This window comes from Maribacter sp. (assembly GCF_049667165.1).
Classification (GTDB): domain Bacteria; phylum Bacteroidota; class Bacteroidia; order Flavobacteriales; family Flavobacteriaceae; genus Maribacter_A.
In genome coordinates this window covers 1-15,114 of record NZ_JBATHS010000112.1, presented here as the reverse complement: position 1 = coordinate 15,114, position 15,114 = coordinate 1, and the positions used below count along the sequence as shown (strand labels likewise).

Below are 15,114 nucleotides of genomic sequence, written 5' to 3'. Positions count from 1 at the left end.
AGAAGATTTGGCAATTATCTGGAGACCTGGAAAATGTATCCATTCGGGTATTTGTGTCAAGAAATTGCCCCAGGTGTATAATCCCAAGGAAAGACCATGGATAAAACAGCACAATGCGAGTAAAAATGAACTTATATCGCAGATCGATGAATGTCCATCCGGTGCTTTAGCCTATCGCATCAAAGACGAAATAAAAACGAATAAAAATCCCATACCAATGACAACAGTAAAATGCAAACCCAATGGACCATTATTGGTCGAAGGCAAATTAGTGATTACCGATCAAGATGGTGTTGAACAGGTCAAAGAGAATATTACGGCCTTTTGCCGTTGCGGATCTTCACATAACAAACCTTTTTGTGATGGGAGCCATAATAAGGTCGGCTGGCAAGATAGCTAGGGTCAAATGAGCAAGGCCAGACATAAGCCTACCTATTTCTTGTCTATTTTCTGCCTTATTGTTATCCTTGATTTATGGGTTGGCAGTATCGGAGAGGACGCATGGCGTCATTTTACCAAACCCCTTATTCTAGGGGCACTCATCGCTTTCTTTGCCAGCAACGGTAGGAGTCTGGGAAAAGGGACGTATATCCTAACCTTATTGGCACTGATTTTTTCATGGTTCGGCGATGTCTTCCTCATGTACGAAAGCATTTCTTCAAAGTACTTTGTGGCCGGACTCGTTTCCTTTCTAACGGCCCATGTCTTATACAGCATTCTTTTTTTTAAAGTGGGAAAATCATCCTTGAACAAAGCATTTTGGGCTGTTTTAATTCTGTTGCTTATTTATGGGGCTTTTCTCTTCACTTGGATACAAGATGGACTTGGTGCTCTTAAAATCCCCGTTATCTTTTATATAACGATCATTCTGTTAATGGCCCTTTTGGCCTTTGGAAGAAAAGGCAAGGTACCAACACATAGTTTTACCTTGGTTTTTATCGGAGCACTTTTTTTCATTGTCTCCGATAGCGTTTTGGCGATCAATAAATTCTTGACCGAGGTCCCCTACTCCCATATCATCATAATGGGCACCTATGCTACGGCCCAATTTATGATTACTAAAGGTATTTTGATCCAAGAGGATATAGTCGGTTCACGAAAGTATTCCTAAACCCTTGTTATCTTGGCACCGATTGCCCGTAGTCGGGTATCAATAGCTTCATAACCACGATCGATCTGTTCTATATTATGTATCGTAGAGGTGCCTTTGGCAGACATAGCCGCGATTAATAAAGAGATTCCTGCCCTGATATCGGGCGAGACCATGGTGGTTCCTTTTAAGCACGACTTAAAATTATGTCCGATGACGGTTGCCCTATGGGGATCGCATAGAATGATCTTGGCCCCCATATCGATCAACTTATCCACAAAGAACAATCGACTTTCAAACATCTTTTGATGTATAAGCACCTCCCCTTTGGCCTGGGTGGCCATCACGAGGATTATACTCAATAGATCCGGGGTAAGTCCCGGCCAAGGCGCATCGGCGATGGTCAAGATAGATCCATCCATGAAGTTCTGTATTTCGTACCCATCTTTATGTGCAGGGATATGGATGTCATCCCCTTTGCGTTCAATAGTAATGCCCAATTTTCGGAAAACGGTCGGTATCTGGCCTAAATCGTCCCAACTGACATTCTTTACGGTCAGTTCACTTTTGGTCATGGCGGCCAATCCGATCCAACTGCCAATCTCTATCATGTCGGGCAACATCGTATGCTCCGCTCCTCCCAAGGTGTCAACACCTTCAATAACCAATAGATTTGATCCAATACCGGAAATCTGGGCGCCCATACGATTCAACATCTTACATAACTGCTGTAGATAGGGTTCACAAGCCGCATTGTAAATGGTTGTTTTACCTTCTGCCAATACCGCGGCCATGACTATATTCGCCGTACCGGTGACAGAAGCCTCATCGAGCAACATATAGGTGCCCTTTAGTTTTTTGGCTTCCACACCATAAAATAATTCTTCTTTATTATAACGGAATTTTGCTCCAAGATTGATAAAGCCTTCAAAATGGGTATCCAATCGTCTACGTCCGATTTTGTCTCCTCCCGGTTTGGGGATATACCCTTTGCCAAAACGCGCCAATAAAGGCCCTACGAGCATGATCGAGCCCCGTAAGCCCCTACCGTCTTCCTTGAACTGGTCTGATTGAAGATAGTCCAGATTAACATCATCGGCCTTAAAGGTGTACGAACCCTTTCCTTTCTTTCGGATCTTCACCCCTAAATCCTCTAACAAGGAAATAAGTTTATTGACATCTACAATGTCAGGAATGTTGTTAATGGTAACTTCCTCTTCGGTCAAAAGTACCGCGCAGAGTACCTGCAATGCCTCATTTTTAGCGCCTTGAGGGGTAATTTCACCAGATAACTGATGGCCACCTTCAATTTTAAACGTACCCATTTAAGATTTGGACTTTTAGAATCGCTTTTTACCGCGATTATTGTTTCTTTGCGTTTTTTTGCCTGTTGTGGTTCGTGGATTCTTTGCCACCCTGTTTTTAAGGAATTGACCGCTATCGGTAAGGTTCTCCCCTTCTTTGGCCAAATCGATTTGCCCATCGCTAAGTTCATAAAGGTGGTTGAATATGGCCTTATCATCTACGGTATCCTTATTCCAATTGAGGTAACATTTTTTCATGTGGTTGGCAATGGCATATTCTAGACCATCCCTCATATCGCCTTTTTCCCACTCCACGGCAACATCTATCATTCGTTTGATGTTATTGCCATAGAAACGGTATTTGGGGAAATTTTGGGGGTATCCTAGCGGTGCCGGACGTTGTTGAAGCACTTCTTTCGAAGTGATCGGAAATGGGGAGTCCACATCCAACTTAAAATCGGACATGATGAACAATTGATCCCACAGTTTGTGCTGAAAATCAGGAACGTCCCTCAAATGGGGTTGCAAATTACCCATGACACTGATTATGGCCTGGGCCACTTTATTACGCTCATCCCGATCTTCGATCGATATGGCGTGATCTACCATTTTTTGAAAATGACGCCCGTATTCCGGAATAATGAGATGGGGCCGCTCCGTATTATATTCTAGGTTTTCTACTAAATTCAAATTGTATGTTTTAATGCTTTTATAGCGTAAAGGAAGTATTATTATAACGAGCGCAAAATAAGAAAATTATGCTGTATTTACTATTTTATAAGGAGATAACACCTTCAATCGCCCCCACTTCCTTGTATTTTGCGATTACCGCATCGGGATTCTTCAGGTTTACCCGAATTGAAAGACTCGTATATTTGCCGTTTTTTGATAGTTTGGAATCGATGACCGCCCCCGTATTATTGAATATCGTATGTACCTCAAGGATCTTATCGGGAGCTGTGAGCACGATAAACTTATAGAGATATAAAGAGGGCCATTGCGTGCTTTCCTCCAGCTGTAGTTTTAGGCGTTCATAAAACTCGTCTTGATGCGCTGCATTCATTTTACTTGTATTTTTTACAAATATAAGGCTTCGCCCATAATTTTTTAATACTCCTGTATTCCTTACTTTTACAACCTTAATGGAATAGGCTTTGAAAACAAGTAAAATTGTAATTACAGGAGGCCCGAGTACGGGTAAAACAGCGGTCATTGAGCAGTTGGAGAAGGATGGTTTCCATTGCCTTCACGAAGTGATTCGGGATATGACCACCGAAGAAAAGACCCAAGGTGAAAAATTGGAAATGGTATCCAATCCCATCGTGTCCGTACCAGATCCCAAGGCTTTTAACCTTAAGATATTGCATGCCCGTATTGCCCAATACCGTTCTGCTCTCGAATCCCCAAGGAATATGGTCTTTTTCGACCGCGGCATCCCCGATGTGCTCGCCTATATGGATTGTTTTCAACAATCTTATGAAGCCGAATTCACCCTGGCTTGCGAAAGCCATCGGTATGATCATATTTTTTTGATGCCTCCATGGAAAGAGATCCATGTAACCGACGAAGAACGTTTCGAATCTTTCGAAGAGTCCTTGCAAATCCATGATTGCCTTGCGAATGCTTATAAAAATCTTTCCTACAACGTTACCCATGTCCCAAAGGGAAGTATAAAAGAGCGGGTTCAGTATATCCTAGACCAGATAAATACACGCTAATGCATAAGGACCCAAGCACGATTCTAGAACACTATTGGGGCTTTAAATCCTTTAGGGGATCCCAGGAGAAAATTATAGATGCGGTATTGCAGGATCGGGATGTGCTTGCCTTACTTCCCACAGGAGGTGGTAAATCAATTTGCTTCCAAGTACCCGCCATGGCGAGGGAAGGTATTTGTATTGTGATATCACCCTTGATCGCCCTGATCCATAACCAAGTCGAAGTACTAAAAGAACGGGGAATCAAAGCCATAGCCTTGACAGGGGGAATTCCATTCGAAGAGGTCATTGATTTATTGGACAATTGCCTCTACGGGAATTACAAATTCCTATATCTCTCCCCAGAACGACTTCAACAAGAGCTCATACGTGAACGCATACAACAGATGAACGTTAATCTTATCGCGATCGACGAGGCCCATTGTATATCGCAATGGGGCCATGACTTTAGGCCTGCATATCTCGAATGCTCAAAATTAAGGGAGCTAATTCCCATGGTCCCGATCATTGCCTTAACCGCCACGGCCACCGAACTGGTTGTCAAGGATATCATTGAAAACCTAACGTTGGTCAATCACTTGCTTGTCAAGGATTCTTTTTCTCGCAATAATATTGCCTTTTCTGTATCATGGGAAGAAGACAAACGCTACGCGTTAAGGCAACTTTGCCAAAACCTTGAACATAGTGCCATCGTATATGTCAGAACAAGACGTGCGGCACAGGACATAGCGAATTACCTGCAAATGAACGATTGCTCGGCGTCATATTTTCATGGCGGCCTATCAAAAAAGGATAAAAGGAAACGTCTCGATCTATGGCTTAACAACCAAGTAAGAACGATGGTGGCCACAAATGCTTTTGGGATGGGTATTGATAAACCCGATGTTTCATTGGTGGTTCATTATCAAATTCCTGATTGTATTGAAAATTATTTTCAGGAAGCTGGCAGGGCAGGCAGAAACGGGGAACCGGCCGATGCCGTATTGCTTACCAATTCGATGGATATTAAGCAGGTCAAAGATCAGTTTTTAAGTGTATTGCCCGATATTCCCTTCTTGAAGCTCGTGTACAACAAACTCAATAACTATTTTCAGATTCCTTATGGTGAAGGTCATAATGAAAGTTTCAAACTTAATTTCAATGTGTTCTGTGACACTTATAAGTTGAATCCCATACGCACCTTCAATGCCATACGTATTCTTGACCAGAATTCGGTCTTGGCCTTGTCGGAATCTTTTTCAAAAAAAACAATGCTGCGCTTTACTATCGATAAAGGGCAACTGTTCACCTATCTTGAAAAGAACATCGATCGGGCGGCCATTGTACAAACCTTATTACGGACCTATGGTGGTGTATTTGAATTCGATACCAAGATAAATACCCTACTGGTTGCTAAAAAAGCCGGTGTTAATGAAGAAAAAGTACAATCGACACTGGAAAGATTGCACATAGATGGGATTATTGAGTACCAGGAACAAGACAGTGATCTCGAAATCACTTTTTTAGTACCTAGGGAAGACGATAGTACCATTTACGCTTTTGCAAATAAGGTAGAGGCACTCAACAAAACAAAAGCCACGAAGATCGAAGCGATTTTAACGTATACCAACAACACCAAGGATTGCCGAAACAAACAATTACTACATTATTTTGGGGAGCAAGTTGAAGTAGCTTGTGGTATTTGTGATGTTTGTAAGACCAAAAAACCGTTAAATGAAAACCTCGCTTCGTTTGTATCTGAAGAAATTATTCGCTTATTGAGGAATAAAGGGATGTCCTCAAGGGATTTGATACGGGAGTTGCCCTTTGATCAGGACACCATACTGGTCTCGATAAAAGAATTATTGGAATCCCGAAAAATAATCATAAACACCAGAAATGAATATGAGCTCGCTTAAAAAGGAAGATATACGGATTGTTTTTATGGGAACCCCTGAGTTTGCCGTAACCATTCTAGATACATTGATCCAAAACGATTTCAATATTGTTGGGGTATTGACCGCGCCCGATAAACTGGCCGGAAGAGGAAGGAAAATACAGCAATCGGCGGTTAAGATTTATGCTGTGGATAAAGGTCTCAAGGTACTACAACCCACCAACCTGAAGGATCCATTATTCATAGAACAACTCAAAGCTCTGAACGCCAATCTACAAGTCGTTGTGGCATTTAGGATGTTGCCCAAGGTCGTATGGGACATGCCGAACTATGGCACCTTCAATCTACATGCCTCCCTACTACCCAACTACCGGGGGGCGGCCCCGATAAACTGGGCCATAATCAATGGGGAGGACGAAACCGGGGTCACTACCTTTTTTATTGATGATAAAATCGATACCGGTGAAATCATCCTGCAAAACAAGGTACCCATCACGGTCAATGACAACGCAGGTACATTGCATGATAAATTGATGCACTTAGGCGCCCAGGTGGTCTTACAAACGATTTTGATGATCGAAAAGGGAACCGTAACACGAACACCCCAAACTTTTAGCCAACAACTAAAACAAGCTCCTAAAATCCATAAAGAAACCTGTCGAATAGATTGGGGGTCTCCCCTAAAACAAATCTACGATTTCATCAGGGGCATGAGTCCCTATCCCGGGGCGTGGACAATATTGCAGAATAACGGAGCGGAAATCTTCCTTAAAACATACAAGGCCTCCATGGAATTGGAGGACCATAAGCTCGAAAACGGACAGGTCCTATGTACCAAAAAGGAAATGAAGGTGGCCGTAAAAGGAGGGTATATTCGTTTGGAGGAAATTCAATTACCGGGCAAGCGAAGAATGGAAACAGGGGATGTATTAAATGGACTAAAATTGATGGAAACAGCCATAATGCTGTAAAGTCCTACTGCCATTGGGCTGTGAGAAACGTAAAAAATGCCCTACTTTATCAACAAACCCCCTGAGTTATCAACAAAAACGGCGATTTCCCCTTATTTTACTTGTGTTCACGGTAAATCCGTATAAATTTGTTCAAAGGTTTAAAAATTATTTTTAAAACAATTAATTTAATCACATTATGAACAAAACAGAATTAATCGATGCAATGGCTGCTGATGCTGGCATCACAAAAGCTGCTGCTAAAAAGTCATTGGAATCTTTTTTAGGGAACGTTGAAAAGTCTCTTAAAAAAGGGAATCGTGTATCATTAGTAGGTTTCGGATCTTGGTCCGTATCTAGAAGAAATGCAAGAGAAGGTAGAAATCCATCAACTGGAAAAACTATCAAAATTGCAGCTAAAAATGTTGTAAAGTTTAAAGCAGGTGCTGATTTGGGCAAAGCGGTAAACTAATCCATACTACCAAATTATTTAAAAACCTTGACCTTATGGTCAAGGTTTTTTTTTGTACAAATTTGCGTTTTATGGGAAATATCTTATTTTAGTTACACCAGAACAGGAAATATGATCGTCATAAAACCCAAAAAAGGGAAATTACTTATTGCTGAACCCTCATTAACAGGGGATGTTTCCTTCAATAGGTCGGTCGTCTTATTGGCTGAGCACAATGAAGAGGGATCAGTTGGCTTTATCCTCAATAAGCCCTTGGAATATAACATCAATGAATTGGTTACGGAGATTTCCATACCGCTTCAAGTTTATAATGGTGGGCCTGTTGAACAAGACAATCTATATTTTATACATAAAGTACCCCATCTTATCGATAACAGTATAGAAATATCGGACGGCATCTTTTGGGGAGGGGATTTCGATACCACCGTTCGCCTGATCAATGAAAAAATAATCGATGATGAGGATATTCGTTTCTTTCTTGGATATTCTGGTTGGTCTTCCCTTCAATTGGATCAAGAACTTTCCTCCAAATCATGGATCGTTGTACCGAACGAATATGAAAGTGACATCATACAGAAATCATCTGTTGCCTTCTGGAAGGAAAAGATGGTTGAGCTGGGTGGTAATTATTTAATTTGGTCGAATGCCCCTGAAAATCCTAGCCTAAACTAGAACGTCATTTATGAGGCCACCCTAGCCATGGCATTCAATTTACCCAACAAATTTTTGGCCACCGTATTCGCATAGATCTTTTTCCTATATTTTGTGATTGGTTGAATACCGACGATGGCATTGGTGATAAAGAGTTCATCGGCCTTTTGCAGTTCAAAAGGGGAAATCGAAGTTTCGATTATCTTAAACTCCTCTAGGTTTTCCAAGATGTGCATCAATTTATTCCGAATAATACCATTGATACACCCATCGGCTAGCGGGGGTGTCCTGACCTCATTATCCTGTACCAAAAACAGATTTCCATTGAGTGCTTCCACAACATTCTTTTGGGTGTTCAATAACAAACAATTGTCGAATCCATTTTCCTGGGCGAAAATACTCCCGGTCACGTTTAGTATCCTATTGTTTGTCTTTAAGGTAGATAGCATATCAGGATTCACGAAAAAGTCCTTATATAGGCCAATTGCATAGGCATCGTCCTCAACGCCATAAAAAGGCATCTGAAGCCCTTTGACTGCAATGATAAAGGATACTTCGTTAGAGGTGGGCGTATAAAGGCCTCCATCATTCCTGAACACGGTCAGCCGCACCCGTGAGGGCGTTTGCCCAAGTTGGTTGCCATTAAGGGTGTCGATGATCTGTGCTTCTAAAAATTCCATGGTGAAGGTCATTGGGATCTCCATACGCAGTATGCGCATCGACGCCATTAGACGCATATAATGCGCTTCCCAAAATATGGGTTTTGAGTTAACCACCCTTATCGTCTCGAACAAGGCATCGCCATAACATAATCCCCTATTTTCATGATTGAGAAAAGAGGTGTCATGGGGATATAAATTGCCGTTATAATTGATCATAAAAAAAGCCCTGAAAAATCAAGGCCAAAGATAGGATATAAATATATGATGGTTTTATTTTGAACCTAAAACCTGTTTTAAACTTGAAACCTGGTTTTCCCAGAGCATCTTTGCCTCATCAACTTCATCTTCCTCGGCAAAATCAGTTATAAAAAGGGAGACATCCTTGGTGATTTCGTCTACGATGATCCTCATTTCAAAATACGTACTGTCTTCATTTTCCTCCCAAGCGAAACGCACGAATTCATCACTCTTGCGTTTTATCAATTTGGCTTCCTCTTCGGTACCATCCCATATGAACAGGAACAACTCCCCTCTAGAGTTCACATTATCTGCAAACCATTCTGAAAGACCGGATGGTGTAGCCAGATACTGATATAGCAACTGGGGAGAGGATTGTATTACAAATTCAATTTCAAACTTCGTCTTATCGTTCATTCCGATTGGTATTTAATATGGGCAATATATAGAAAACTCAATGATTAAAAAATTAAAACCATATTAATATTTTTCCCAGATGAATGTTGAAGAACAAAAAATTAACCTTTATATTTGCAGCCGTTTTATACGCCAGGAGGCAATGGTTCTACTGGTCCTGAAGGGGGATGTTCCCCACAACAGGGAAAGGCAATGCCACAGAAACGGTAAAGCGGCGGATTCCTTGATCGGGGTCATAATAATGTACATGGCGAGGTAGCTCAGCTGGTTAGAGCGTCGGATTCATAACCCGGAGGTCGGGGGATCGTGCCCCCCTCTCGCTACAAGTTTCCCAAAAAACCCAAGATCTGTGTCTTGGGTTTTTTATTGACCTACAACCTAAGTATGTGCACGCCGCCAACAGGTCGTGGAGTTGGTTGCTCACTGCAGAACAGAGGAAAAAATAAAATGACCTAAATTATAAAAGCTAGAGAACATACCTTTGCAAACCCCAAGTGCATAAAGATATAAGTTTATTAGAAATAGAAAACCACCAATGCCGAACCTTGAAGTAATACATGAAAACAACGATTTTATAGTCGTCAACAAAATGGCTTCCCTTATCAGTGAAAAAAGTCCTTATGAGGCCTGTACTGTTGAGGATCAAGTTCTTGATCACCTTCTTAGAAGTAAGCGAAAGCCCTATATCGGAATAATACATCGATTAGATCGCGTAACAAGTGGTGTGCTGATGTTTGCGAAGAAAAAAAGCATTCTTGTGGAATTCAATGATCTATTTAGTCGTCGAAAAGTTCAAAAAACCTATTTGGCCATTGTAAAGGACAAACCCCCAAAGAACCAAGAAAACCTGATCGATTTTCTCATAAAAAACAATCTGGAAAAACGAGCGGATATAGTCCAATCAACATCGAAAGACGCCTTGGAATGTATTCTATCCTATAAAGTACTTGATAAGAACGATTTTGGTTATCTCCTCGAAATAAAACCGAAAACAGGTCGATTCCATCAAATTAGAGCCCAATTGGCACATATAGGGCTTCCTATTATCGGTGATGAAAAATATGGTTCAAATAAAGAATATTTCCCGCGCTCCATATGCCTTCATGCATGGAAATTATCCTATCAGGTAGTTGATTCCAATGAAATCAGAACCTTTGAAGCGCCTTTGCCCAAAAACGCTTATTGGACTTTCAAATCATTCTGATCGTTGTAATTAAGAGTTGGGGGATTGACTATTTTGGAATAAGGTGTATTGAAAATTAAAAAATTTATCTCATCGTTTTCGCAAAGAGAAAATGGGCCAGATGAGTTTGTTCCCGAAATCTTACAACTATCGAAAATTATAATTCATAACGACTTCATCGAAGCCAAAAATCATTATTTTTAAGTGGCGCTATTTCTAACCGAAAATCCTATCATATTTTCAACGCAAAAGGGGCTCTATGAGACCGTTGCACACAATTCAAAACACAGATGGAGAAAAAAATTGGATTAAAGGATGCCATTTCCATTGGTATCGGAGGAATGGTTGGTGGTGGAATCTTTGCGGTTCTCGGACTGGCCGTTTCATTGGCAAAAGGTGGTACCCCTATCGCTTTTCTTTTTTCGGGGCTCATTGCACTTTTGACCGCATATTCTTACGCCAAACTTTCGAAAAAATATCCCGAAAATGGAGGAACTGTAAAATTTGTACACCAACAGTACGGAAATGGTCTTTTTGCAGGGGGTATTAATAATTTACTTTGGATTAGCTACATAGTCATGTTGGCACTCTATTCATCCGCTTTCGGCGCTTACGGCGCTGAATTGATTTCTCTTACTGGCGAAAAGGACATTGATGTGCGAATATTTCAAACCGCCATAATACTAGTTGCTTTGTTGATCAATTACTTAAGTGTAAAACTTGTAAGCAAGATCGAATCGATTTCCGTGGTTATAAAATTACTTATATTGATTGCGTTTATTGTCATAGGCTTCTATGGGCTTTACAAACATCCTGAAAACCTCGGTCAACTTTCGCCAAAAAATTGGGAAAACCCAATATTATTGCTTTCTGGAGGCATGGTAATATTCGTTGCCTATGAGGGATTTGAACTTATAGCAAATTCTATTTCCGATTTAAAGAACAAAGAAAAGAATACCGAAAAAGCCTATTTCGGTGCTGTAGGCTTTGTTGTTATATTATACATCCTAATTGCCGTGGTAACGGTGGGAGCGTTGCCTTTTTCACAAATCGCGAATGCCGAAGACTATGTTTTGGCCAAGGCAGCTGAACCAACTTTAGGACAAGTAGGATTTACGATTATCACGATCACGGCCTTGATCTCAACTTTTTCTGCAATTAATGCAACGGTTTTAGGGAGTGGACGAGTAAATTACAATATTGCGGAAGACGATGAACTCCCAAATTATTTTTGTTATAAATTTTGGGGCGAACCCATAGGTTTGCTGATCACAGCAATACTATCCATTACATTGGTGAACTTATTCAATCTACAAAGTATCTCAACTGCGGGGAGTGCTGGGTTCTTGTTGATTTTCTGTATCGTAAATTATATCGGTTTCAAAAGACACCAAGAATTGGAATCAAAAAAGTGGATTCATTTGACAGCAAGTTTTCTGTGTTTTTCAGCATTTATAACATTGATAATTCAACAATTTTCACAGAATGGAAGTGGGGTTATTGCTACCCTTGGAATCATATTTTTCTGCTTTTTATTTGAATGGATATATAAAAAAACAGAACATAAGGGGCTGCCTGATTAATGGCAATGCGAGCCCCAAAAATATAGATGACCTTGATACCAAATAATTCAAAGGCCTGCGTAGGCCATACATACGTAAATTCGAATGGATAGTATTTTGGATAAACCTTTTTTTAACAACACATAAAACTACAGGGACTACAATCGATGAAATTGACATATTTTGAAAGTTCGGTTCAAACGTTATCTTTGCGTCGAAAATCACAAAGTATTGTCCAGAACCTTGATTTTAGGGTAATTTGAACGCTACGATGGGGTTAACAGGGATTCACATTCATAACACACGCTGTTTGCATCAATAACTATGGTTGAATATATAACAACATTATTTTTCATTTTTGCTGTTATTGACCCTATTGGTTCAATTCCTGTATATCTGGAGGCTACCAAGGAATTCGATATCATCCACAAGAAAAAAATTGCAATTCGGGCTTCGGTAATTTCCTTTCTGATTTTGTTGTTTTTTATTTTGATCGGGCAGTTGATTTTAGAGGGAATGTCTGTGTCACTTGACGCCTTTCAAATTTCAGGCGGAGTCATACTGTTCCTGTTTGCATTGACGATGATATTCGGCGATGGAAAACCCGAACAGGAAAAAAATCGTATAACGGATTATAAACACGTTACCATATTCCCTATTGCTATTCCCTCTATCGCTTCACCGGGTGCTATTATGGCCGTTGTTTTGATGACAGATAACCATTTGTACACTATTCAACAACAAACGATCACAACCATACTGGTGTTGTTTGTTATCGGAATTACGTGCTTAATCCTTCTAACAGCCAATCATTTACAAAATAGGATCGGGAGTTATGGGATTACGGTAATTAGTAAGATTATGGGATTGATACTCGCCTCATATGCCGTACAAAGTATATTAAGCGGAATTAGTAATTACTTTGGGAACTGATGGTGCATGACCTTTATTAGTCTACCTTCGGCAAAAAATAATGTCGATAGAGCGAAGAGTGCAATTGGTAGAAAGCCTTTTTCATCAATTGGAGCAAGAGACCGCTCAATTTAAACAGGCATCAGGGATTGGTTGTGTTTCTGGGTGTGGAAAATGTTGTACCTATCCCGATGTAGAAGCTTCTCCCCTAGAATTTCTGCCCTGGGCCTTTGACTTATTTTTGAATAGGGAAGCCGAAAAAACGCTCGCTATGCTTAAGGAAACCAAAACTTCAACGTGTTTGATCTACAAACCTTTGGCGATTATTGATCAGGGGCGTTGTAGCAGTTACAATTACCGAGGTTTAATTTGCCGATTGTTTGGTTTTGCAGCCAATAGCGATAAATATGGCAATTTAAGATTAGCTACTTGTAAAATCATCAAAGAAGGTCAGGCCGATAACTACAATTCCACTGCCGAAGCCATTTCCAAAGGATTGTATGTACCTGTATTTACCGAGTATTACATGCAATTGAACCAAATAGATTTTCATCTGGGAAACATCATAGTACCAGTAAACAAAGCACTTAGAATGGCTTTGGAAGAAGTTTTACAATATTACGCGTACAGGCCTTCGCCCGATGTAAAAAAAAGGTGTCTTTAAAAACTCGACACCAAAAAAACCGATGCCTTGCGAATCCTACCTATAGCAAGCAACTATTTGTTTACCATGTTTTTGGCATGGATGGGATATCCTGACTTATTCAGTAACTTAGGGCAGCGACTTAAAGGCGCTGTGGTCTACCTACCTTCTCGCCCACTGCCGGTACGGATGCCTATAATGCATCCAAGCGAGCCAAGACTGTGGTGACCCAGTGTAAAAAGCAATAATCGGATTGAATGAAAACCTAAATAACTGCATTTTAGCAACTTGGAAAACAAATTTCACTTCGATATAACTGCTAAAGCAATCCGTTTTATTAAAACGCATCATGAAAGCAATATGGACCTGCTGAAGAAGATAATGCGAATTTGATACCTTGAAAGCAGAACAACCCATCCGAATAAAACAGAGCTACCAACAATCCATACAACTTATCCTGAAAAAGCTACATTTCGGCACTTAAAGCTTTATGGATACAATAAATAGAGCGACATTGGAATCGAAATAAAGCCAATACGAATGGAAAAAACGATTGCTATTTTGATTTATATACACGCAGGTTTTGGGGGAATCGCCCTCTTGGCCGGACTGGTTTCCCTTGTGGCCAAAAAAGGGGGGTATATTCATAAGAAAGCGGGAGTAATATTCTTCTATTCCATGTTGGTTTCAGCGATCACCGCCATGGTCGTATCCTTTTTGCCTAAACATGAAAGTCCATTTCTGTTCGCTGTCGGGATTTTTAGCTTGTATTTTATACTTACCGGGTATCGAGCATTAAAATTCAAAGATCCCGAACCTAAACTCCAAATAGATAAATTGATTTCGAGAACCATGTTCATCACTGGACTTTTAATGATTTTCTTACCTATAATCCTAACTTCCAAAATAAACATCATCCTTACCGTTTTCGCTATAGTCGGAATAATTTTTTCCATTCGTGATTTGATGTTATATAAAGACATGGGCACCCTCAAAAAAAGCTGGCTCAAACTGCATTTGGGAAAAATGATTGGTGGTTATATATCTGCAACAACGGCATTCGTGGTCGTGAATGATTTCTTCCCAAGTTTCTATGGCTGGTTTGTTCCGGGTATAATCGGTGGGCTTTACATAACCTACTGGATTAGACGTCTGAATAGAAGACCAACCGAACATAAAACCAAGTAGTATTGTGGCCTTGGCTTTTATCGAAAGTATTGTCAACATAAGAGATTGCGCAAACCCATCCCCAAAGGCATTATGGCGAATACATGTGTTGTTCTTCGGTCAATACCTTTCATTTATTTTGAGGTTAAACAACATTACTAAAATTACCATAACTTTATAGTATAGTATATTAAATACGCTCTTGCCTAAAACAAGAATTATGGTTGAATTGCTCAAAACGCACCTACAAAAAAAAGCGGTCGATAAAAT

Annotated in this window: 17 protein-coding genes and 1 tRNA gene; 13 read left to right on the top strand and 5 right to left on the bottom strand. The window is 40.3% G+C overall.

What is annotated here, in order from left to right; genetic code table 11:
- On the top strand, nt 1-400 hold a 400-nt coding region (locus WBM98_RS06095), incomplete at its 5' end, for a (4Fe-4S)-binding protein (RefSeq protein WP_424365138.1).
- A 6-nt stretch (nt 401-406) separates the two neighbouring features.
- Nucleotides 407-1,111 (top strand): lysoplasmalogenase, encoded by a 705-nt coding sequence (locus tag WBM98_RS06090; RefSeq protein ID WP_424365137.1) that lies wholly within the window; start codon nt 407-409, stop codon nt 1,109-1,111.
- Here WBM98_RS06090 and murA read toward each other — a convergent pair.
- The 3 genes from murA to WBM98_RS06075 all read right to left on the bottom strand — a co-directional run bounded on the left by murA (nt 1,108) and on the right by WBM98_RS06075 (nt 3,457).
- Entirely contained in the window at nt 1,108-2,415 is a 1,308-nt protein-coding gene (murA, locus tag WBM98_RS06085) for a UDP-N-acetylglucosamine 1-carboxyvinyltransferase (RefSeq protein ID WP_424365136.1), read from the bottom strand. The genes WBM98_RS06090 and murA overlap by 4 nt on opposite strands.
- Before the next feature lie 15 nt (nt 2,416-2,430).
- On the bottom strand, nt 2,431-3,084 hold the full coding sequence (locus WBM98_RS06080; RefSeq protein ID WP_424365135.1) for a DUF4290 domain-containing protein: 654 nt from the start codon (nt 3,082-3,084) through the stop codon (nt 2,431-2,433).
- An 85-nt stretch (nt 3,085-3,169) separates the two neighbouring features.
- A complete protein-coding gene (locus WBM98_RS06075) occupies nt 3,170-3,457 on the bottom strand; it encodes a DUF493 family protein (protein WP_424365134.1) in 288 nt (95 codons plus the stop codon).
- 91 nt (nt 3,458-3,548) lie between these two features.
- Between WBM98_RS06075 and WBM98_RS06070 the strand changes: the two genes are divergently transcribed.
- The 5 genes from WBM98_RS06070 to WBM98_RS06050 all read left to right on the top strand — a co-directional run bounded on the left by WBM98_RS06070 (nt 3,549) and on the right by WBM98_RS06050 (nt 8,082).
- Nucleotides 3,549-4,112, top strand: a complete 564-nt coding sequence (locus WBM98_RS06070; RefSeq protein WP_424365133.1) for an AAA family ATPase — start codon at nt 3,549-3,551, stop codon at nt 4,110-4,112.
- Entirely contained in the window at nt 4,112-6,010 is a 1,899-nt protein-coding gene (locus tag WBM98_RS06065; RefSeq protein ID WP_424365132.1) for a RecQ family ATP-dependent DNA helicase, read from the top strand. The genes WBM98_RS06070 and WBM98_RS06065 overlap by 1 nt, the downstream gene beginning before the upstream one ends.
- Nucleotides 5,997-6,959 carry a methionyl-tRNA formyltransferase gene (fmt, locus tag WBM98_RS06060; protein WP_424365131.1) on the top strand — a complete coding sequence of 321 codons (963 nt, stop codon included), beginning with the start codon at nt 5,997-5,999 and terminating at the stop codon, nt 6,957-6,959. Before WBM98_RS06065 ends, fmt begins: the two co-directional genes overlap by 14 nt.
- A gap of 178 nt (nt 6,960-7,137) precedes the next feature.
- On the top strand, nt 7,138-7,410 hold the full coding sequence (locus WBM98_RS06055; protein WP_424365130.1) for an HU family DNA-binding protein: 273 nt from the start codon (nt 7,138-7,140) through the stop codon (nt 7,408-7,410).
- 111 nt (nt 7,411-7,521) lie between these two features.
- The gene (locus WBM98_RS06050) at nt 7,522-8,082 is read left to right on the top strand and encodes a YqgE/AlgH family protein (RefSeq protein WP_424365129.1); all 561 of its coding nucleotides are present in this window, start codon (nt 7,522-7,524) and stop codon (nt 8,080-8,082) included.
- 8 nt (nt 8,083-8,090) lie between these two features.
- Here WBM98_RS06050 and WBM98_RS06045 read toward each other — a convergent pair whose 3' ends face one another.
- Both WBM98_RS06045 and WBM98_RS06040 read right to left on the bottom strand, forming a co-directional pair.
- Nucleotides 8,091-8,939 carry an aminotransferase class IV gene (locus WBM98_RS06045; protein WP_424365128.1) on the bottom strand — a complete coding sequence of 283 codons (849 nt, stop codon included), beginning with the start codon at nt 8,937-8,939 and terminating at the stop codon, nt 8,091-8,093.
- A 54-nt stretch (nt 8,940-8,993) separates the two neighbouring features.
- Nucleotides 8,994-9,377 carry an START-like domain-containing protein gene (locus WBM98_RS06040; protein WP_424365127.1) on the bottom strand — a complete coding sequence of 128 codons (384 nt, stop codon included), beginning with the start codon at nt 9,375-9,377 and terminating at the stop codon, nt 8,994-8,996.
- A 249-nt stretch (nt 9,378-9,626) separates the two neighbouring features.
- Between WBM98_RS06040 and WBM98_RS06035 the strand changes: the two genes are divergently transcribed.
- The 6 genes from WBM98_RS06035 (at nt 9,627) to WBM98_RS06010 (ending at nt 14,865) form a co-directional block, all read left to right on the top strand.
- Nucleotides 9,627-9,700, top strand: a tRNA-Met gene (locus WBM98_RS06035).
- A 212-nt stretch (nt 9,701-9,912) separates the two neighbouring features.
- Nucleotides 9,913-10,581 carry an RluA family pseudouridine synthase gene (locus WBM98_RS06030; RefSeq protein ID WP_424365126.1) on the top strand — a complete coding sequence of 223 codons (669 nt, stop codon included), beginning with the start codon at nt 9,913-9,915 and terminating at the stop codon, nt 10,579-10,581.
- Between the two features lie 269 nt (nt 10,582-10,850).
- The gene (locus WBM98_RS06025) at nt 10,851-12,143 is read left to right on the top strand and encodes an APC family permease (protein WP_424365125.1); all 1,293 of its coding nucleotides are present in this window, start codon (nt 10,851-10,853) and stop codon (nt 12,141-12,143) included.
- 303 nt (nt 12,144-12,446) lie between these two features.
- Nucleotides 12,447-13,055, top strand: a complete 609-nt coding sequence (locus WBM98_RS06020; RefSeq protein WP_424365124.1) for a MarC family protein — start codon at nt 12,447-12,449, stop codon at nt 13,053-13,055.
- A gap of 40 nt (nt 13,056-13,095) precedes the next feature.
- Nucleotides 13,096-13,698, top strand: coding sequence for a YkgJ family cysteine cluster protein (locus WBM98_RS06015; protein ID WP_424365123.1), 603 nt, complete (start codon nt 13,096-13,098; stop codon nt 13,696-13,698).
- Between the two features lie 519 nt (nt 13,699-14,217).
- Nucleotides 14,218-14,865: a DUF2306 domain-containing protein gene (locus WBM98_RS06010; protein ID WP_424365122.1), complete on the top strand. Its 648-nt coding sequence runs from the start codon at nt 14,218-14,220 to the stop codon at nt 14,863-14,865.
- Nucleotides 14,866-15,114 lie beyond the last annotated feature (249 nt).

What these genes read in the sequence shown, in the direction of transcription:
- WBM98_RS06090 (WP_424365137.1), top strand. Translation starts at nt 407, where the DNA reads ATGAGCAAGGCCAGACATAAGCCTACCTATTTCTTGTCTATTTTCTGC.
- murA (WP_424365136.1), bottom strand. Translation starts at nt 2,415, where the DNA reads ATGGGTACGTTTAAAATTGAAGGTGGCCATCAGTTATCTGGTGAAATT.
- WBM98_RS06075 (WP_424365134.1), bottom strand. Translation starts at nt 3,457, where the DNA reads ATGAATGCAGCGCATCAAGACGAGTTTTATGAACGCCTAAAACTACAG.
- WBM98_RS06065 (WP_424365132.1), top strand. Translation starts at nt 4,112, where the DNA reads ATGCATAAGGACCCAAGCACGATTCTAGAACACTATTGGGGCTTTAAA.
- fmt (WP_424365131.1), top strand. Translation starts at nt 5,997, where the DNA reads ATGAGCTCGCTTAAAAAGGAAGATATACGGATTGTTTTTATGGGAACC.
- WBM98_RS06055 (WP_424365130.1), top strand. Translation starts at nt 7,138, where the DNA reads ATGAACAAAACAGAATTAATCGATGCAATGGCTGCTGATGCTGGCATC.
- WBM98_RS06050 (WP_424365129.1), top strand. Translation starts at nt 7,522, where the DNA reads ATGATCGTCATAAAACCCAAAAAAGGGAAATTACTTATTGCTGAACCC.
- WBM98_RS06045 (WP_424365128.1), bottom strand. Translation starts at nt 8,939, where the DNA reads ATGATCAATTATAACGGCAATTTATATCCCCATGACACCTCTTTTCTC.
- WBM98_RS06040 (WP_424365127.1), bottom strand. Translation starts at nt 9,377, where the DNA reads ATGAACGATAAGACGAAGTTTGAAATTGAATTTGTAATACAATCCTCT.
- WBM98_RS06030 (WP_424365126.1), top strand. Translation starts at nt 9,913, where the DNA reads ATGCCGAACCTTGAAGTAATACATGAAAACAACGATTTTATAGTCGTC.
- WBM98_RS06025 (WP_424365125.1), top strand. Translation starts at nt 10,851, where the DNA reads ATGGAGAAAAAAATTGGATTAAAGGATGCCATTTCCATTGGTATCGGA.
- WBM98_RS06020 (WP_424365124.1), top strand. Translation starts at nt 12,447, where the DNA reads ATGGTTGAATATATAACAACATTATTTTTCATTTTTGCTGTTATTGAC.
- WBM98_RS06015 (WP_424365123.1), top strand. Translation starts at nt 13,096, where the DNA reads ATGTCGATAGAGCGAAGAGTGCAATTGGTAGAAAGCCTTTTTCATCAA.
- WBM98_RS06010 (WP_424365122.1), top strand. Translation starts at nt 14,218, where the DNA reads ATGGAAAAAACGATTGCTATTTTGATTTATATACACGCAGGTTTTGGG.